Here is a 19,095-nt window from a genome sequence, read left to right on the forward strand (position 1 = left end):
GCGGGCCGACGGCCGCAGCAGGCTGGACGGCATGACGCACACCACTGTCTCCGCCTATGCAGCCGCCTCGCCGAAGGCTCCGCTGGAGAAGACCACCGTTCCCCGGCGGGAACTCGGTGAGCACGACATCCTGATCGACATCAAGTACTCGGGGATCTGCCACTCCGACATCCACCAGGTCAACGCCGAGTGGGGCGAGGGCACCTTCCCGATGGTTCCCGGCCACGAGATCGCCGGCGTGGTCGCCGCGGCCGGCCCGGCCGTGAGCCGGTACGCGGTCGGCGACCGGGTCGGGGTCGGGTGCTTCGTCGACTCCTGCCGTGAGTGCGACAACTGCCGCGCCGGTCTGCAGCAGTACTGCACCGACGGCGGGATGGTCGGCACCTACAACAGCGTCGGCCGCGACGGCGAGCCGACCTACGGCGGCTACTCCACCCACATCGTGGTGGACGAGAACTACGTCCTGCGGATCCCCGAGCAGATCCCGCTGGACGCCGCCGCGCCGCTGCTGTGCGCCGGCATCACCCTCTACTCCCCGCTCACCCACTGGGGCGCCGGGCCCGGTAAGAAGGTCGCCGTGGTCGGCCTCGGCGGCCTCGGCCACCTCGGGGTGAAGATCGCCCACGCCAAGGGCGCCGAGGTCACCGTGCTCAGCCAGTCGCTGCGCAAGCGGGAGGACGGCCTGCGGCTGGGCGCCGACGACTACCGCGCCACCTCCGACCCGGCCACCTTCGAGGAGCTGGCCGGCACCTTCGACCTGATCGTCAACACGGTCTCCGCCGACCTCGACCTGAACGCCTACCTCGGACTGCTCAGGTCCGACGGCACCCTCGTCCAGCTCGGCGCCCCGGAGAACCCCGCGCCGATCGCCCCGTTCGCGCTGATCACGGCCCGCAGGTCGCTGGCCGGATCGATGATCGGCGGCATCCCGGAGACCCAGGAGATGCTCGACTTCTGCGCCGAGCACGGCATCACCGCCGAGATCGAGGTGATCCGCGCCGACCAGGTCAACGAGGCGTACGCCCGCGTCCTGGCCAGCGACGTGCGGTACCGCTTCGTGATCGACACCGCCACCATCTGACGCCTCCGCGCCGTACCGGGGCCCCGTGACCGCAAGGTCCGGGGCCCCGGGCCGTGCGGGGCGGGCCGCGGGCAGCCGACCCCGGCCCGGCGGCCGGTCGTCACGCTCGGTGGTCGCCGGGTGCGGCGACTCCGGTCGCAGTGGGAAGCGGCGCAAAAGATAATGGGGGGCACTGAGCCAGGTGGTGGGAAGGTTCGACGATGTCAGCTCCCCAGGAGGACCTCCCGGGCGCGCGACCTGCCCCCTTCGACCTGACCCCGCCAGCGACAGCCGTGTTGGACACGGAGGGTGTCGTCGTGGGGTGGACGGAGGGGGCCGAGGAACTGCTCGGCTACCCGGCGGCGGAGGTGCTCGGTGTACCGGTCGGCAACCTGCTGGCGGAGCCGCTCGCCGGGGCCGGTGTCCGCCGGCCGGGCGGCGGGGCGCAGGCGGGGCTGGTGACGGCGCGGCACCGGGACGGGCGCCGGCTGTCGCTCGGGGTGCAGGGGTCCCGGGTGTCGGGGCCGGCCGGGGAGGAGCGCTGGCTGGTGTCCGCCGTCGACCTGGGGGCGACACCGTGGTGGGGGGTGAGCCGGTCGGTGCTGGAGCGGTTCCTCACCCGGTCGCCGTTCGGCATGGCCGTGGTGGGCACCGACCTTCGGTACATCTGGATCAACGAGACGCTGGAGCGGATGGCCGGCATCCCCCGGGAGCAGCGGCTGGGCCGGCGGATGGGCGAGGTGCTGCCGCTGCTGGATCCGGCGGCGGTGGAGGCGCAGATGCGCCGGGTGCTGGACACCGGCTCTCCGGTGCTGGACTTCGAGTACCACGGGCACACGCCGGCCGACCCCGGCCGGGAGCACGCGTACTCCACGTCGTTCTTCCGGCTGGACGATGCCGAGGGCCGGGTGATGGGCGTCTGCTCCATGGGCGTCGATGTCACCGAACGCTGGCGGACCAGGGAGCGGCTGGCGCTGCTGAGCGAGTCCGGCGGCCGGATCGGCAGCACGCTGGACATCAGGCGCACCGCCCAGGAGCTGGCCGACGTCGCGGTGCCCCGGCTGGCCGACTTCGTCTTCGTCGACCTGCTGGAGTCGGTCCTGGCCGGTGAGGAACCCGCTCCGGTGCCGGCCTTCGGGAGCCCGCCCCTACGGCGGGCGGCGCAGCGGTCCCTGCGGGAGGGGTGCCCGGAGGCGGTGGTGTCGGTCGGGGAGCTGTCCGGGTACCTGCCGACATCGCCGATCGTCCGCAGCCTGGTGGAGGGCCGGGCGATGCTGGAGCCGTCCTTGAACGCGGCCGACCGGCCCTGGCTGGGCAACGACGTGCTGCGGGCGGAGTCGGTACGGGCGTTCGGGCTGCGCTCGCTGATGGTGGTGCCGGTGCGGGCGCGCGGGGTGTCGCTGGGTGTGGCGGTGTTCGTCCGGCAGCAGCGGGAGGAGCCGTTCCACCACGAGGACCTGCGGCTGGCCGAGGAGTTCGTCTCGCGGGCGGCGGTGTGCCTGGACAACGCGCGCCGCTACACCCGGGAGCGGTCGGCGACGCTGGCCCTGCAGCACAGCCTGCTCCCGCACGCCCTGCCGGTGACCACCACGCTGGAGGTGGCCTCGCGGTACCTGCCGGCGCGCGGCCAGGACGGGGTGGGCGGCGACTGGTTCGACGTGATCGCGCTGTCCGGTGCGCGGACCGCGCTGGTGGTAGGCGACGTGGTGGGGCACGGGATGAACGCGGCGGCGACCATGGGCCGGCTGCGTACGGCGGTGCACACGCTGGCCAACATGGACCTGCCGCCGGACGAGCTGCTCGCCCGGCTGGACGACCTGGTGATCCGGCTGATCGAGGAGGAGACCTCGGACGGCGGTGGTGCCACCGCGACGTCGGTCCTGGGCGCGACCTGTCTGTACGCGGTGCACGACCCGGTCACGCAGCGGTGCACGGTGGCCCGGGCCGGTCATCTGCCGCCCGCGGTGGTCACCCCGGAGGGGTCGGTGTCCTTCCCGGCGCTGCCGGCCGGTCCCCCGCTCGGCCTGGGCTCGATGCCGTTCGAGGCGGCCGAGCTGGATCTGGTCCCCGGCAGTCTGCTGGTGCTGTTCACGGACGGCCTGTTCGAGGCCCGCGGCCGGGATCTGGACGCGAGCCTCGCGGTCCTGGCGGACGCGCTCGAATGGCCGGACCGCTCCCCCGAGCAGGTCTGCGACACCGTGCTGGAGCGGCTTGGCTCCAGCCCGCTCTCCGACGACCTGGCCCTGCTCGTCGCGCGCACCCACGCGCTGGGGCCGGACCAGGTGGTCTCCTGGGACCTGCGGGAGGATCCGGCCGTGGTCTCCGAGGCCCGCGCGCTGGTCGCCACCACGCTCGGCGGGTGGGGTCTGGACGAGCTGCTGTTCACCACCGAACTGATCGTCAGCGAGCTGGTGACCAACGCGATCCGCCATGCCGTCGGCCCGGTGCGGCTGCGGCTGATCCGGCAGTCCGCACTGATCTGCGAGGTGTCCGACGGCAGCAGTACGTCGCCGCGGCTGCGCCACGCGCGGACCACCGACGAGGGCGGCCGCGGCATGTTCCTGGTGGCGCAGCTGGCCCGCCGGTGGGGCACCCGCTACACCTCCACCGGCAAGATCATCTGGTCCGAGCAGACGCTCCCCTCGACCGGCCCGGCCCGCTGAGCGGGTGGCCCGCGGCCGGCGGACCACCCGGGTGACCCCCGCGGTCAGCGCACCACCAGGAGCAGGTCGCCACCGTCGACGCCGGCCACCTCGGACACCGCGAGGCGCTCCACCGTGCCGGCCACCGGCGTGGTGATGGCGGCCTCCATCTTCATCGCCTCGATCGTCGCGACCGTCTGGCCGGCCGAGACCTCGTCCCCCGGCCTGACGGTGGTGGTGACGACCCCGCTGAAGGGGGCGGCGACGTGGCGGGGGTTGGTGGCGTCGGCGCGTTCGCGTTCCGGCCGGGTGGCCTCGATCGAGCGGTCCCGGACCGACACGGTGCGCGGCTGCCCGTTCAGCCGGCAGAACACCGTGCGGTGGCCGCGTTCGTCGGCCTCCCCGACGGCGTCCAGACCGAGGTAGAGCGAGACACCGGTGGACAGTTCGGCGCAGATCTCGGTCTCCGGCTCCAGGCCGTAGAGGAAGGCGGTGGTGGGCAGCACCGAGAGGTCGCCGTCCTCGTGCAGGGTGGTGCGGTACTCCCGGGACGGGCCGGGGAAGAGCAGGTCGTCCAGGGTACGCCGGACGTCCTTGCCGGCGAGCGCGGCCTCCTGGTCCGCCGTCAGGGTGACGGCGTGGGACGGCACGGTGCGGCCCGCCAGCGCCTTGCTGCGGAACGGCTCGGGCCATCCGCCGGGCGGGGTGCCCAGCTCGCCGGACAGGAAGCCGATCACGCTCTCGGGGATGTCGAAGGAGCCCGGGTCGGCCTCGAAGGCGTCCGGGTCCGTGCCGACCGCGACCAGGTGCAGGGCGAGGTCCCCGACGACCTTGCTGGTCGGGGTGACCTTGATGATGCGTCCGAGGATGCGGTCGGCCGCGGCGTAGAGGCGCTCGATGTCCTCGAAGCGGTCGGCCAGGCCGAGGGCGGCGGCCTGCTGGCGGAGGTTGGAGAGCTGGCCGCCGGGGATCTCGTGCTGGTACACCCGGCCGGTGGGCGCGGGCAGGCCGCTCTCGAACGGCCGGTAGAGGGTACGGACGGCGGCCCAGTACGGTTCGAGGTCGCCGAGCGCCGCCAGCGAGAGCCCGGTGGCCCGCTCGGTGTGGTCGGTGGCCGCGACGACCGCGGACAGCGCCGGCTGGCTGGTGGTGCCGGAGAGCGCGGCGCTGGCGCCGTCCACGGCGTCCACCCCGGCCTCCGCGGCGGCCAGGTAGGTGGCGAGCTGACCGCCCCCGGTGTCGTGGGTGTGCAGGTGGACGGGCAGGTCGAAGTTCTCCCGCAGCGCGCGGACCAGCCGCCGGGCGGCCGGCGGGCGCAGCAGGCCCGCCATGTCCTTCACGCACAGCACGTGCACCCCGGCCCGGACCAACTGCTCGGCGGTGCGCAGGTAGTGGTCGAGGGTGTAGAGCCGCTCGGCGGGGTCGGCCAGGTTCCCGGTGTAGCAGAGGGTGCCCTCGGCGACGGCACCGGTCTCCAGGACGGCGTCGATGGCCGGGCGCATCTGCTCGACGTCGTTCAGCGCGTCGAAGATCCGGAAGATGTCGATGCCGGTGGCCGCCGCCTCGTGCACGAAGGCCTGCGCGACCCGGTCCGGATACGGGGTGTAGCCGACGGTGTTGCGGCCGCGGAGCAGCATCTGCAGGCAGATGTTGGGGATAGCCTCCCGCAGGTCGGCGAGCCGCTGCCACGGGTCCTCCTTCAGGAAGCGCAGCGCGACGTCGTAGGTCGCGCCGCCCCAGGCCTCGACCGACAGCAACTGCGGGGTCAGCCGGGCGACATGGGGCGCGACCTCGACGAGGTCCCTGGTCCGCAGCCGGGTGGCGAGCAGTGACTGGTGGGCGTCGCGGAAGGTGGTGTCGGTGACGGCGAGGGCGTCGTCACCGCGCAGCTGCGCGGCGAACCGCTCGGGCCCGAGGGCGAGCAGCCGCTGGCGGCTGCCGGGCTCGGCGGGGCGCTCCAGGTCGGTCGCGGGCAGGGCGGTGCGCGGGTCGGCGACGGCGGGCGCGGTGCCGAACGGCCGGTTGACCGTGACGTCGGCCAGGTAGGACAGCAGCCGGGTGCCGCGGTCCGCGCCGGTCGGCGCGTCGAGCAGCTGCGGCCGGTCCTCGATGAAGGAGGTGGTGACGTGTCCGGCCCGGAAGTCCGGGTCCTTGAGGACGCCCTGCAGGAACGGGATGTTGGTGGCGACGCCACGGATCCGGAACTCGGCCACCGCCCGCTGCGCGCGGGCCACCGCCGTGGCGAAGTCGCCTCCCCGGCAGGTGAGTTTGACCAGCAGTGAGTCGAAGTACGGGGTGATCTCGGCACTGTTGTAGGTGCCGCCGTCGAGCCGGACTCCGGCGCCGCCGGGCGAGCGGTAGGCGGTGATCCGGCCGGTGTCGGGGCGGAAGTCGTGGGCCGGGTCCTCGGTGGTGATCCGGCACTGCAGGGCCGCGCCGCTCAGGCGCACGCCGTCCTGGGCGAGGCCGAGGTCGGCGAGGCTCTCGCCGCCGGCGATCCGCAGCTGCGCCTGGACCAGGTCGACCGAGGTGACCTCCTCGGTGACGGTGTGCTCGACCTGGATCCGCGGGTTCATCTCGATGAAGACGTAGCGGCCTCGCTCGTCCAGCAGGAACTCCACCGTGCCCGCGCCCCGGTAGCCGATCTCGCGGCCGAAGCGGACGGCGTCGGCGCAGATCCGCTCGCGCAGCCCGGGGTCGAGGCCGGGGGCCGGGGCGATCTCGACGACCTTCTGGTGGCGGCGCTGGACCGAGCAGTCCCGTTCGAAGAGGTGGATCACCTCCCCGGTGGCGTCGGCGAGGAGCTGGACCTCGATGTGGCGCGGCCGCACGACGGCCTCCTCCAGGAAGACCGTGGCGTCGCCGAAGGCGGAGGCGGCCTCGCGCATGGCGGCGTCGACGGCGGCGGGCAGCGCCGCCCGGTCCTCGACCCGGCGCAGGCCCCGGCCGCCGCCGCCCGCGGCGGCCTTGACGAAGAGCGGGAAGCCGATCTCCTCGGCCGCGGCCACCAGCGCGGCGGGATCGTCCTGCGGGGCCACCGTCCGCAGCACCGGCAGTCCGGCCGCGCGGGCCGCCTCCAGGGCGCGGACCTTGTTGCCGGCCAGGCTGAGCACCTCGGCGGGCGGGCCGACGAAGGTCAGCCCCTCCCGGGCGCAGGCCTGGGCGAGCTCGGGGTTCTCGGAGAGGAAGCCGTAGCCGGGGTAGACGGCGTCCGCACCGCAGCGCAGCGCGGTCGCGACGATGCCCTCCACGTCGAGGTAGCTGCGCAGCGGGTGGCCGGGGGTGCCGATCAGGTAGCCCTCGTCGGCCTTCTGCCGGTGCAGGGAGTGCCGGTCCTCGTGCGGGTAGACGGCGACCGAGCGGATGCCCAGTTCGTTCGCCGCGCGGAACGCCCGGATGGCGATCTCGCCCCGGTTCGCCACGAGGACCTTGCGGATCATGGGGGATCTCCTTGTGCGGGTCGCGGTTCCGGCCAGGACGGCCTGCTGTTCGGCGCACTCGGTTCCACGGTGAGCGTCCGGGCGCAGTCCAGCACCTCGGCGTACGGCACCGCAAGGGTGCCCGCGACCGGTCGGTCAGGTGCCCGCGGTCGTGGCGCCCGGCCCGGCGCCGGGTCGGCGGCCGCTGCGCCGGATGGTCCAGGTGGGTGGCACCGGGCGTGCGGGGGCCGTGCGCCTCGGGGATGTCGAGCGGGCGCGGAGCAGGAGCCCGGACGGCGGAACGCCCCGCGCGGCGGGCGCACGGGGCGCCACCGGGCGGGGCGTTCGGCCTGACGGGACCACGCGTACGGGACCACGCGTACGGGACTACTTGTTGAGCGCGGCCGACCAGCGTTCCAGGAACTTGAGCAGCTGCTCGCGCTCCTGGTCGTCGAACTCCGCCGCGATGGTCTCCTCGACGGCGACGGCCTCCTCGTCGGCCTTGGTCAGCAGCGCCCGGCCGGACCGGGTGAGCCGGGCCTCCAGGATGTGCAGGTGGACGGGGTGGGGCTTGCGCTCCACCAGGCCCCGGCCTTCCAGCGTGTTGAGCACGGAGGACATCGTCTGCGGGGTGACCAGGCAGCGGCGCGCCAGTGCGGCGCCCGAGAGCCCCGGTTCCTCGGAGATGGCCAGCATGACCGTGTACTGGGCCGGGTTCCCCTTCCCAGTGGCTCGGCATCCTCGAAGGCTGCGGCGGCACCGCCGTCGCCGCCGACTCGGCCACCATCCGCGCCCTGCTCACCTACTGCCGCAACATCGGCTACCCGCTCACCTGGGTGCGGACCGTCATCTGCGTCGACTCCGGCCCGGAGAGCGGCACCGCCGACCTCATCCGCGGCACCCTCCCGCGCGCCCGGGTCTGGAGCCTCCACGGATCGCCGGAGGCCTGGGCGATCGGACACAACGGCCCGGACTGCGACCGGAACACCTTCCACCCCTTCGGCCACCAGCACGTCGAACTGCGCCACGGCGAGGTGCTGGTGACGACCGTCCACGACCGCCAGGTCGCCCCCGTCCTGCGCTACCGCACCGGCGCGTACGGCGAGTTCACCCGCTGCTCCTGCGGCGATCCGGCCCCGGCCCTGCGCCTGCTGGAGACCGAGGGCGACGTCCTCGGCTTCCGCGGTGCCCGGCTGTCCCGGACGGAACTGGTCTCCCTGGTCCGCCGGTTGGCGGAGGTCGAGGACGTCGAGCCCGTGGTGGTGGACCGCGGCCAGCCCACCGAACGGCTGCGACTGGAGGTCCGGCTGGACCCGGGCGCGACGGCCGACCAGTACCTGGAGGACTGGATCCGCGAGTGCGTCATCCGCGAGCACATCGCGATCGGCCAGGCCGTCTCGCGGGCCCCGGAGTCGTTCGAGGTGCTCGCCTCGGTGCGCCCGCGGCTGCGCGCGGGCACGGCGGTCGCCTGACCCTGGCAAACGCCCGGCCGGCGTCGAGCACGGCGCCCGGGACGGACACCACCCGCCGGCCGGAGCCGTTCTGACCCGGCATCCCGCGCCGGGCGGCCGGGCGGGCCTACGGTGTTGGGACAGTCCGCGCGGCACCGTCGAGAGGCAGCACGATGCAGGAGATCCACAGCATGTTGTTCGTGACCTTCGAGGACACCGACCATGCCCGGCAGGCGTACCGGGAGATGCGGGAGCTGCACGGCGTACGCCAGGCCGCGGTGATGGAGCGGACGGCCGACGGCCTGCTGGACGTCCCGGAGAGCTGGGTGCGCGGGGCCGGCGCGACGACGGTGCTCAGCGGGGTGGTCGGCGGGCTGGTCGGCCTGATCGGCGGCCCGATCGGGGTGTTCCTCGGCTGGGGCGCGGGCACCGCGCTCGGCGGCGGCGCCGAGTACAAGCGGTTCAACGACGCGGCCGAGGGGCTGATGGTCTTCAGTCGCAAACTCGCCGACAGCACCAGCATGCTGATCGTCGACCTGACCGAGTCCTCGCCCGGGCCGGCGGACGCGATCGCGGCCCGCCACGGCGGGCGGCTCGTCCGCCGCCCGGCCGCCGAGGTGGACGCCGAGGTCCGTCAGGCGCAGGCCGCGGCGGAGGAGTCGCTGCGCGCGGACGAGGAGGCCGAGCGCGGCGGGCACCGGTAGGCCTCCCGTCAGGGTGACACCCGCGGCGGCCGGATGATCCCCCGGCGCGGCCCGCTCACCAGGCGACGTCGGAGAGCCGGACGAAGCGCGCCCCCGCGCCGAGCAGCTCCGGCAGGGCGGCCGCCACCCCGCGCGCCGTTCCGCCGGCCGGGTGGTTCATGTGGGCGAGAACGATCGAGCCGGGCCCGGCGCCCAGGAAGGTCCGGCAGACCTGGTCCGCGGTGAAGGTGGCACCGGCGTCGCCGTTGACCGTGAAGCCCGCGATCCGCGCACCCAGCGCGGTCACCACCTGCGCGGCGACGTCGTCGTAGTAGGCGGTGCCGGCGCGGAAGAAGGCCGGCGGGCGGCCGAGCAGCCGGGTGAGCCCGTCCTGGTTGCCCGCCACCTCGTCGAAGGCCTCGCCGACATCGCCGGTCCCCCGGATGCCGTACGCGGACCAGCCCGCCACCGAGAGCGGCCGGTGCTGGGTGCCGTGGTTGCCGATCTCGAACAGCCGGTCGGCCGCGAGCTCCTGGAACGTACCGGGATTCGCCTCGATCCAGCGGGAGTTGAGGAAGAGCGTCGCGGGCACCCGCCGGGAGCGCAGTTCGTCGATCAGCGCCCCGTCGTAGCCGCTGCCGCCCGGCCCGCCGCAGGCGTCGAAGGTCAGCGCGATCGCCTGCTCCGTCGCGGGCAGGCTGCTGACCGCACCCGGGGGCTCGAAGTCCCAGCTGCCCGGGGTCGCGCCCGCCAGTCGCGCGACCAGCTCCGCCCGGGTGGGCGCGGCCGCCGGTACGGCCCGCGCCGCCGGCTCGGGGGCGGGGGCCGGGGGCTCGGCGGGCTGGACTGCCGGGGGTGCGGAGGCGGACGGCGAACGCGGCTCGGTCCGCGCGACCGGGCCGGCCGAGGAACGCCGCGAGATCCCGCACCCCGTCACCGCGCTGCCGGCCAGGGCCGCGAGCACCACCCGGCGAGCCAACGACATCCGAACCTCCAGGGCCGAGGGAAGAGCCGACGGACCACGGTAGGCACGGCGCGCCGGAGCCCGCCTCGGACGCACGTCCGTTCGGGTTCTGACGCCGCCTCCGGAGAGCGGCTCAGCCGGGCAGCGCCGTCAGGTCGGCCGCGCCGAAGCCGACCGAGAAGCGGTGGCACCAGATCACCGCGCTCCGGTAGCCGCTGAGGTCGGTGCCGGCCGGGACGGTGTAGTTCTGGTTGCCGACGTTGCCCTTGAGCCGCCCGAGCTCCAGGGCGCCGTCCCCGAGGGTGTCCAGCCTCGCCTCGGCGGCCGGGCGGGTGGAGAGGTAGACCCGCACGTCGGGCCCCTCGGAGGTGCGCAGGTTCTCTAGGCGCAGCACGGTGCTCCCGTCCCCCGGCCGCACCAGCCGGGCCGTCCCGCTGGTGGGATGCTCGCCCGACACGAAGCCGCCGCCGACCGGCGCGACCGTTCCCGCCCCGGCGGTCGGCGGCGCGGTCACGACGGCGGCCGGCAGCGCCTCGTCGACCGTCGTGGTGGTCAGGGCCCGCCAGGGCTGGAACAGGTACAGCCCGAAGCCGGCGGCCGTCAGCGCGAGCACCGCGAGGGCGGCGGACACCCGGCGCGGGATCCGGCCAAGCAGCGTGACACGGTCGGACATCGGGGGCCTCCAGGGGGGACGACGGCGGGTGGCACTTGCTCCCGGTCAACGCCGTCACCGGGGGCAGCGGTGCCCGTCCGTCCACCCCGTAAGACTCTCCTAAGACGGCCCGAGGCCGGTCTCCGGCAGCCGCACGATGGCGACCATGGCCGCGTCGTCGCCCAGCCGCCCGCCGGTGTGGCGGGCGAGGTCCTGGCACAGCAGCCGCAGCAGTTCCTCGGGGTCGTGGGCGGGCCAGGCCGGCAGCCGTTCGGTCAGCGGGTAGAACTCCCCGACGGCGTTGCGGGCCTCGATCACGCCGTCGGTGTAGAGCAGCACGGTGCCACCGACCGGGAAGTCGAACGAGGCGCCGCCCAGGCCCCGTTCGGCCAGTGCGGCGAGGCCGAGCGGCGGGGCCGGCTCCCGGGCCTCCAGTGGGACGACCCGCCCGTCGCCGAGCAGGAGCGGCGGCGGGTGGCCGCAGTCGACGAGGTGGAGCACCGGGCGGCGGTCGGGGATGTCCAGTACGACCGCTGTGGTGAAGGACTCCTGACGGTCCGACAGGTCGTCGGGCCCGTCCGGGTCGGCGGCCACCGTGCCGTCCAGGAAGTCGACCAGGGTGGTCAGCTCGACCCGGCGGTGGGCGGCGGCCCGGAACGCGCCGAGGACCAGGGCGGCGTCGCCGATCGCGCCGAGGCCCTTGCCGCGGACGTCGCCGACGATGAAGCGGGTCGCCGGGCCGGAGCGCGCCGCGGCGTACAGGTCGCCGCCGATCTGGGCCTCGGCCTCGGCCGCGACGTAGACGGAGGCGATCCGCAGCGGCCCCAGCCGGTGCGGGATCGGCCGCAGCACCACCTGCTGGGCGGCCTCGGCCACCGAGCGCAGCCGGGTCATCTCCTGCTCGTGCTGCTCTCGCAGGTAGGCGAAGAGGGTGACCAGGGCGGAGATCAGGACGAGGGCCGTCGTCTGCACGGTGTGGTTGAGGTCCAGCACGGTGGTGCGGCTGGCGGCGACGACGATCTGGGCGAGGACGGCGAGCGCCCCGACCAGGCCGGTGGTGCGGGGGCCGGCGAACGAGGCCGTGACCGCCGGGGCGGCGACCAGGAACGGCCCGAGGTGGACTTCCGGCGGAGCGAGTACGTCACCGATGCAGACCAGCACGATCAACGCGAGCGGGATGAGCACCAGCGCCCGCCCGGCGCCGCCGGGCCGGCGGAGCGCCTCGGCGCGTCCCCGGATGTCCATCCTCCGATCCTCCCAGGGATCCGGGCCCCGGGCCCGGTCCGGCGCGGGTGCGGTGACGCGGCACCGCGGTACGCGCCACTACCGCGAGCGGTGCTCACCCGGTCGGCGGAGCGGCCGCGCAAGGTCCACCGGTTCGGCCGTATCGACCTCCCCACCGGGGGCGGACCTTGGTAGGAAGATGCCAGAGGACCGATTTGTCGGTCTTGTCGTGCCTTCGCAAGGAGGAGGCGTCCCATGGCTTCGACACCGTCGACCACCGAGGCGACATCCCGATCCACCGGCCCGCCCACCGAGGGCGAGGAACCGGTGGTCCACATTCTCTGGATCAACGCGGGCCTGAGCTGCGACGGCGACTCCGTCTCGCTCACCGCGGCGACCCAGCCCAGCATCGAGGAGATCGTCCTCGGTGTGCTCCCCGGCCTGCCGAAGATCGCCGTGCACTGGCCGCTGATCGACTTCGAGTGCGGTCCGGTGCAGGGCGCGGACAACTTCGTCGAGTGGTTCTTCAAGGCCGACCGCGGCGAGCTGGAACCCTTCGTGCTGGTCATCGAGGGCTCCATCCCGAACGAGGCGATCAAGGCCGAGGGCTACTGGTGCGGCTTCGGCGACGACCCGGCGACGGGCCAGCCGATCACCACCAGCGAGTGGGTCGACCGGCTGGCGCCCAAGGCCACCGCGGTGGTCGCGATCGGCACCTGCGCCACGTACGGCGGCATCCACGCGATGGCCGGCAACCCGACCGGCGCGATGGGCCTGCCCGACTACCTGGGCTGGGACTGGAAGTCCAAGGCCGGTCTGCCGATCGTCTGTGTCCCGGGCTGCCCGATCCAGCCGGACAACTTCTCGGAGACCCTGGTCTACCTGCTCTACCAGCTCACCGGCGCCGCGCCGATGATCCCGCTGGACGACAAGCTGCGGCCGACCTGGCTGTTCGGCGCCACCGTGCACGAGGGCTGCGACCGGGCCGGCTACTACGAGCAGGGGCAGTTCGCCTCCGAGTACGGCACCCCCGAGTGCCTGGTGCGGATCGGGTGCTGGGGCCCGGTCGTGAAGTGCAACGTCCCCAAGCGCGGCTGGATCAACGGCGTCGGCGGCTGCCCGAACGTGGGCGGCATCTGCATCGCCTGCACCATGCCCGGTTTCCCGGACAAGTTCATGCCGTTCATGGACGAGCCGCCGGGCGCCAAGGTGTCCAGCTCGGCGAGCGCCGCGTACGGCTCGGTGATCCGCCGACTGCGTTCGATCACCACGAACACCGTGGACCAGGAGCCGAAGTGGCGGCACACCGGTCGGCAGCTGGCGACGGGCTACAAGCCCCCCTGGTGACCGACCCGCCGCCCGGTCCGGGGTCGCGCCCGCCCGCTGCGGCGGCCGCGGCCCCGATCCGGTGTACCGCACTCCCACGCAGACCTTCAGAAGGGCACGACACACGCCATGACGACAACAGCCCCGCGGCCGGGCGGCAACGACGGCCTGGTGGAGATGAGCTGGGACCCGATCACCCGGATCGTGGGCAGCCTCGGCATCCACACCAAGATCGACTTCAAGCAGAAGAAGGTCGCCGAGTGCTACAGCACGTCGTCGGTCTTCCGCGGCTACAGCGTCTTCATGCGCGGCAAGGACCCGCGCGACGCCCACTTCATCACCAGCCGGATCTGCGGCATCTGCGGCGACAACCACGCGACCTGCTCGGTGTACGCGCAGAACATGGCGTACGGCGTGAAGCCGCCGCACCTCGGTGAGTGGATCATCAACCTCGGCGAGGCCGCCGAGTACATGTTCGACCACAACATCTTCCAGGAGAACCTGGTCGGGGTCGACTACTGCGAGAAGATGGTCCGCGAGACCAACCCGGGCGTACTGGAGAAGGCCGAGCGCACCGAGGCGCCGCACGCCGCCGAGCACGGCTACAAGACCATCGCCGACATCATGCGCTCGCTCAACCCGATCGAGGGCGAGTTCTACCGCGAGGCGCTGCAGGTCAGCCGCTACACCCGGGAGATGTTCTGCCTGATGGAGGGCCGCCACGTGCACCCCTCCACGCTCTACCCGGGCGGCGTCGGCACGGTGGCGACGGTGCAGCTGTTCACCGACTACCTGAGCCGGCTGATGCGGTACGTCGAGTTCATGAAGCGGGTCGTCCCGCTCCACGACGACCTGTTCGACTTCTTCTACGAGGCACTGCCCGGCTACGAGGAGGTCGGCCGGCGGCGGATCCTGCTCGGCTGCTGGGGCGCGCTCAACGACCCGGACCACTGCGACTTCACCTACCGCAACATGACCGACTGGGGCCGGCGGATGTTCGTCACCCCGGGCGTGATCGTGGACGGGAAGCTGGTCACCAACGACCTCACCGAGATCAACCTGGGCATCCGGATCCTGCTCGGCTCCTCGTACTACCAGGACTGGGAGGGCAAGGAGCAGTTCGTCACCCACGACCCGCTCGGCAACCCCGTCGACCCGCGGCACCCGTGGAACCAGCACACCATCCCCGCGCCGCAGAAGCGGAACTTCGACGACAAGTACAGCTGGGTGATGTCGCCGCGCTGGTTCGACGGCAAGGACTACCTCGCCCTGGACACCGGCGGCGGCCCGATCGCCCGGCTGTGGTCCACCGCGCTGTCCGGCCTGGTCGACATCGGCTACGTCAAGGCCACCGGGCACAGCGTGGTGATCAACCTGCCGCGCACCCTCACCAAGCCCGAGACCAGCTTCGAGTGGAAGATCCCGAAGTGGTCCAACGCCCTGGAGCGCAACCGGGCCCGGACCTACTTCCAGGCCTACAGCGCCGCCGTCGCCCTGCACTTCGCCGAGAAGGCGCTGGCCGAGGTGCGCGCCGGGCGCAGCCAGACCTGGGAGAAGTTCGAGGTCCCGAACGAGGGCCTGGGCGTCGGCTTCACCGAGGCGGTGCGCGGCGTGCTCTCGCACCACATGGTGATCCGGGACGGGAAGATCGCCAACTACCACCCGTACCCGCCGACCCCGTGGAACGCCAGCGTCCGGGACAGCTACGGCACCCCCGGGCCGTACGAGGACGCGGTGCAGAACACCCCGATCTTCGAGGAGAACACCCCGGAGAACTTCAAGGGCATCGACATCATGCGGGCCGTGCGCAGCTTCGACCCCTGTCTGCCCTGCGGGGTCCACATGTACCTCGGCGACGGCAAGACGCTGCAGAAGATGCACGTGCCGAGCGGCCTCAGCGGGATGTCCGGGTGAGCGCGGCGACCGGGGAGGCCGCCGGACGGCGGGTCGAGGAGATCCTCGACCGGCTGTCGGCGGCCGGCGACCCCAAGGCGACGGCCTCGGCCGAGGAGCTGGTCCGGGTACTGATGGACTTCTACGGCGCGGGCCTGGCCCGGGCGGTGGAGCTGCTGTCGGCCCAGGCCCACGACCCCGAGCGGCCGGCCGCCGGACCGCTCGCGGAGCTGCTGGACGACCAGCTGGTGACCGGACTTCTGGTGCTGCACGACCTGCACCCGGAGGACGTCACCGCGCGGGTCGAGCGGGCGGTGCGGCAGGTGCCCGGCGCCTCCGTGGCAGCCCTCGACACCGCGGCCGGCGTGCTGGAGGTGCGGCTGGACGGCTCCGGGTGCGGCTGCTCCGGCAGCACGGACTCCGCACGCGAGGCCGTCGCCGAGGTGGTGGCGGTCTTCGCCCCCGAGATCACCGAGGTCCGGCCGGCGCCGCCCGGGCCCAAGGAACCGGCACTCCTGCAGATCGGGGTCCGGCCGGGGCTGGTGTCGGCGGAGGTCCGGTGACCGCCCCCGCCACCGGACTGCGCCGGTTCCGGGCGCCCGCCCCGCCGCAGCCCGAGCGCTGCGAGCTGTGCGGTATCGCCCTGACCGACCGTCACCGGCACCTCGTCCGGCTGGAGAACCGCAGCCTGGCCTGCGCCTGCACCCCCTGCGCCCTGCTGTTCGAACAGCAGGGCGCAGGGCGGGGCCAGTACCGCACGGTGCCCGACCGGTTCCTGGCCGACCCGGCGCACGACCTGGACGACGGTGCCTGGGAGCAGCTGCAGATCCCGGTCGGAACCGCGTTCTTCTTCCGCAACGCCGAACTGGACCGGCTGGTGGCGCTCTACCCCAGCCCGGCCGGAGCCACCGAGAGCGAGCTCGACCCCGCCTCCTGGCAGGCCGTGCTGGGCGGCAGCCCGCTGGCCGCACTGCTGCAACCCGACGTGGAGGCCCTGCTGCTGCGCCGCGAACAGGGCCGTGGCGAGTGCTTCCTGGTGCCGATCGACGTCTGCTACGAGCTGGTCGGCCGGATGCGGCTGACCTGGCAGGGCTTCGACGGCGGAGCCGAGGCGCGGGCCGAGCTCGCCGCCTTCTTCGACAACGTCCGGGCCCGCGCCCGGACCGTACGGACCGAGGAGCCGGCGTGACCGAACTGGGCTTCAGCTGCACCGGGGTGCGGGCCGATCCGTACGCGGCCGGGCCGACCCTGGTGTTCCGGCTGCGGATCACCGCCGCCGACCGGGCACGGGTGCACGCCCTGGCGCTGCGCTGCCAGCTGCGGATCGAGCCCGCGAAGCGCAGGTACGGGCCGCAGGAGGCGGCCGGGCTGGCGGACCTGTTCGGCGAGCCGGCCCGGTGGGGCAGCACGCTGCACCCGGTCCAGTTCGCCCAGGTCTCCCTGACCGTACCGGGGTTCACCGGGGAGACCGAGGTGGACCTGGTGGTGCCGTGCAGCTACGACCTGGACCTCGCGGCGACCCGCTACTTCGACGCGCTGACCGGGGGCGACGCACCGCTGCTGCTGCTCTTCTCCGGCACCGCCTTCACCGGCGAGGGCGGCTTCCGGGTCGAGCCGGTGCCGTGGGACCGCGAGGCGACCTGCGGCCTGCCCGCCGCGGTGTGGCGGGAGATGATCGACCAGCACTTCCCGGGCTGCGGCTGGATCCGGCTGCCCCGCGAGGACCTCGCGGCCCTGCTGGAGTACCGCTCCCGGCACGCGCTGCCGTCCTGGGAGGCGACCGTCCGGGCGCTGCTGGCCGCCGAGACGGCCCCCGTCGCCGAGGGGAGTGTGCTGTGACCGCGACCACCGAGCTGGACGACGCGCCGTTCGAGGTGGCGCGCAGGATCGCCGACGCCGTGCTCTTCGAGGGCTACGTGCTCTACCCGTACCGGGCCTCGGCCGCCAAGAACCGGCTGCGCTGGCAGTTCGGGGTGCTGGTGCCGCCGGCCTGGGAGGAGATCGGCGGCGAGCACTCCTGGCAGCGTACCGAGCTGCTGATGGAGCCCCGGGCGGGTGCCCGGCTCACCGTCGAGCTGCGGTTCCTGCACGCGGTGCGCCGCACCGTCCAGGAGCTGCGGCCGGACGGCTCCACGCCGACCGTCGCCTCCCTGGAGCTGCCGGACCGGGTGCTGGTGCCGTGGGACGAGGGGGCCGAGGAGCGGGTACGGCTGTCCTTCCCGGTGGCCGAGCTGCTGGGCGACGGGGTGACGGTGCCGTTCAACCGGCCCGCCGCGACCGAGACCGAGCTGGTCTCGGCCGACGGGCAGCCGGTCGGCCGGCTGATCCGGCGCCGGGAGCGGGTGGAGGGCGCGGTCCGGCTGACCGCCGTCGAACTGCCCGGCCCGTACCCGGTGGTGCGGCTGACGGCCGAGGTCGCCAACAGCAGCGACTGGGAACCGTCGGCGAGCCCGGCGGACCGGGAGGCCGCACTGCCGCGCTCGCTGGTCGCCGCGCACCTGCTGCTCGGCCTGGACGGCGGGTCGTTCCTCTCCATGACCGACCCGCCGCAGTGGGCGGCCGGCGCCGTCGCCGAGTGCCGCAACCTGCGGACCTGGCCGGTGCTGGCCGGGGCGGACGGGCGCGCGGACGTGGTGCTCTCCTCCCCGATCATCCTGGAGGACCACCCGGCGATCGCGCCGGAGAGCCCCGGCGGCTTCTACGACGCCACCGAGATCGACGAGATCCTGGCCCTGCGCACCTCCGCGCTCACCGACCGGGAGAAGCGCGAGGCCCGTGGCACGGACGACCGCGCCGGGGCGGTGATCGACCTGGCCGACTCGCTGCCGGCCGAGGTGATGGAACGCCTGCACGGCGCCGTCCGGGCGCTGCGCGAGGTCACCGGGCCCACGGCCGCTCCCCCGGCGGACGACACCCCGTGGTGGGATCCCGGCGGTGACCGCTCGGTCGACCCCGACCGGGACCGGGTCCTGATCGACGGCCGGCAGATCGGCGCGGGCAGCCGGGTGGTGCTCCGGCCCGGCCGGCGGCGCACCGACGCCCAGGACCTCTTCCTGCAGGGGCGCACCGCACTGGTCGAGGCCGTCCTGCACGACGTCGACGGCACGGTGCACCTCGCCGTGACGGTCGAGGGCGACCCCGGCGCCGACCTCTGGCGCGAGCAGGGCCGCTTCCTGTACTTCCAGCCCGACGAGGTCGCCCCCGCCCCCGCCCCCGAGGAGGTCCGGTGAGCGACACCGTACCGCCGGGCAGGGTCCTGGTCGCCGGGGTGGGGAACATCTTCCTCGGCGACGACGGCTTCGGCGTGGAAGTGGTCCGGCGGCTGTCCGCGCTGCCGTTGCCCGACCACGCCGAGCTGGTCGACACCGGGGTACGCGGCGTCCACCTGGCCTACCAACTCCTGGAGGGCTACCGGACGGTGGTCCTGGTGGACGCCACCGCCCGGGGGTGCGAGCCGGGCACCGTCTACCTGATCGAGGCCCGGCTGCCCGAGCCCGAGGAGCAGCCGTCCGCCGTCCTGGACGGGCACCGGATGACTCCCGACGCCGTGCTCGCCGTCCTCGGCACACTCACCGCCGGGCTCGGCAGCGCCGGCCCGGAACGGGTGCTGGTGGTCGGCTGCGAACCGCTGTCCCTGGACGAGGGCGTCGGGCTCAGCCCGGTGGTCGAGGCAGCCGTGGACGAGGCCGTCCAGGTCGTGCTGGGGCTGGTGGAGGAGGCCGGCCGGACGACGGCCGCGCTGGGAACCCGATGAGACGCGCCGGTCACCGACGAGAGGCGA

At 73.8% G+C, this 19,095-nt stretch carries 15 protein-coding genes and 1 pseudogene; 11 read left to right on the forward strand and 5 right to left on the reverse strand.

The window, feature by feature from the left end; genetic code table 11:
• Window positions 1-31 precede the first annotated feature (31 nt).
• Together OG871_RS07260 and OG871_RS07265 are read left to right on the forward strand one after the other, a co-directional pair.
• The gene (locus tag OG871_RS07260) at window positions 32-1,081 is read left to right on the forward strand and encodes an NAD(P)-dependent alcohol dehydrogenase (RefSeq protein ID WP_371495157.1); all 1,050 of its coding nucleotides are present in this window, start codon (window positions 32-34) and stop codon (window positions 1,079-1,081) included.
• A 200-nt stretch (window positions 1,082-1,281) separates the two neighbouring features.
• Entirely contained in the window at window positions 1,282-3,723 is a 2,442-nt protein-coding gene (locus OG871_RS07265; RefSeq protein ID WP_371495159.1) for a SpoIIE family protein phosphatase, read from the forward strand.
• Between the two features lie 44 nt (window positions 3,724-3,767).
• On the opposite strand, the gene OG871_RS07270 is transcribed toward OG871_RS07265, so the two are convergent.
• Entirely contained in the window at window positions 3,768-7,142 is a 3,375-nt protein-coding gene (locus OG871_RS07270; protein ID WP_371495160.1) for a pyruvate carboxylase, read from the reverse strand.
• Window positions 7,143-7,508: 366 nt separating this feature from the next.
• A pseudogene (locus OG871_RS07275) lies at window positions 7,509-7,826 on the reverse strand (MarR family winged helix-turn-helix transcriptional regulator); the annotation flags it as partial.
• Window positions 7,827-7,957: 131 nt separating this feature from the next.
• Between OG871_RS07275 and OG871_RS07280 the strand changes: the two are divergent.
• On the forward strand, window positions 7,958-8,593 hold the full coding sequence (locus tag OG871_RS07280) for a hypothetical protein (protein WP_371495162.1): 636 nt from the start codon (window positions 7,958-7,960) through the stop codon (window positions 8,591-8,593).
• A gap of 170 nt (window positions 8,594-8,763) precedes the next feature.
• Window positions 8,764-9,276 carry a histidine kinase gene (locus OG871_RS07285; protein ID WP_371495164.1) on the forward strand — a complete coding sequence of 171 codons (513 nt, stop codon included), beginning with the start codon at window positions 8,764-8,766 and terminating at the stop codon, window positions 9,274-9,276.
• A gap of 55 nt (window positions 9,277-9,331) precedes the next feature.
• On the opposite strand, the gene OG871_RS07290 is transcribed toward OG871_RS07285, so the two are convergent.
• The 3 genes from OG871_RS07290 to OG871_RS07300 form a co-directional block, all read right to left on the reverse strand.
• Window positions 9,332-10,240, reverse strand: a complete 909-nt coding sequence (locus OG871_RS07290; RefSeq protein WP_371495166.1) for a polysaccharide deacetylase family protein — start codon at window positions 10,238-10,240, stop codon at window positions 9,332-9,334.
• 112 nt (window positions 10,241-10,352) lie between these two features.
• Window positions 10,353-10,892 (reverse strand): DM13 domain-containing protein, encoded by a 540-nt coding sequence (locus tag OG871_RS07295; protein ID WP_371495168.1) that lies wholly within the window; start codon window positions 10,890-10,892, stop codon window positions 10,353-10,355.
• Between the two features lie 99 nt (window positions 10,893-10,991).
• On the reverse strand, window positions 10,992-12,116 hold the full coding sequence (locus tag OG871_RS07300) for a PP2C family protein-serine/threonine phosphatase (RefSeq protein ID WP_371495170.1): 1,125 nt from the start codon (window positions 12,114-12,116) through the stop codon (window positions 10,992-10,994).
• A gap of 234 nt (window positions 12,117-12,350) precedes the next feature.
• Here OG871_RS07300 and OG871_RS07305 point away from each other — a divergent pair, with 234 nt between their 5' ends.
• The 7 genes from OG871_RS07305 to OG871_RS07335 all read left to right on the forward strand — a co-directional run bounded on the left by OG871_RS07305 (window position 12,351) and on the right by OG871_RS07335 (window position 19,068).
• Window positions 12,351-13,442, forward strand: a complete 1,092-nt coding sequence (locus tag OG871_RS07305) for a hydrogenase expression protein HypE (RefSeq protein WP_371495172.1) — start codon at window positions 12,351-12,353, stop codon at window positions 13,440-13,442.
• A 108-nt stretch (window positions 13,443-13,550) separates the two neighbouring features.
• A complete protein-coding gene (locus tag OG871_RS07310) occupies window positions 13,551-15,335 on the forward strand; it encodes a nickel-dependent hydrogenase large subunit (protein ID WP_371495174.1) in 1,785 nt (594 codons plus the stop codon).
• Window positions 15,332-15,877, forward strand: a complete 546-nt coding sequence (locus tag OG871_RS07315; protein ID WP_371495175.1) for a hypothetical protein — start codon at window positions 15,332-15,334, stop codon at window positions 15,875-15,877. Before OG871_RS07310 ends, OG871_RS07315 begins: the two co-directional genes overlap by 4 nt.
• On the forward strand, window positions 15,874-16,503 hold the full coding sequence (locus tag OG871_RS07320) for a DUF5947 family protein (protein WP_371495177.1): 630 nt from the start codon (window positions 15,874-15,876) through the stop codon (window positions 16,501-16,503). The genes OG871_RS07315 and OG871_RS07320 overlap by 4 nt, the downstream gene beginning before the upstream one ends.
• Window positions 16,500-17,153, forward strand: coding sequence for a DUF6084 family protein (locus OG871_RS07325; protein WP_371495179.1), 654 nt, complete (start codon window positions 16,500-16,502; stop codon window positions 17,151-17,153). The genes OG871_RS07320 and OG871_RS07325 overlap by 4 nt, the downstream gene beginning before the upstream one ends.
• Window positions 17,150-18,544, forward strand: a complete 1,395-nt coding sequence (locus OG871_RS07330; protein ID WP_371495181.1) for a hypothetical protein — start codon at window positions 17,150-17,152, stop codon at window positions 18,542-18,544. The genes OG871_RS07325 and OG871_RS07330 overlap by 4 nt, the downstream gene beginning before the upstream one ends.
• A complete protein-coding gene (locus OG871_RS07335; protein WP_371495182.1) occupies window positions 18,541-19,068 on the forward strand; it encodes a hydrogenase maturation protease in 528 nt (175 codons plus the stop codon). Before OG871_RS07330 ends, OG871_RS07335 begins: the two co-directional genes overlap by 4 nt.
• The last annotated feature ends 27 nt before the right edge of the window (window positions 19,069-19,095 follow it).

This window comes from Kitasatospora sp. NBC_00374, assembly GCF_041434935.1.
Taxonomy (GTDB): domain Bacteria; phylum Actinomycetota; class Actinomycetes; order Streptomycetales; family Streptomycetaceae; genus Kitasatospora.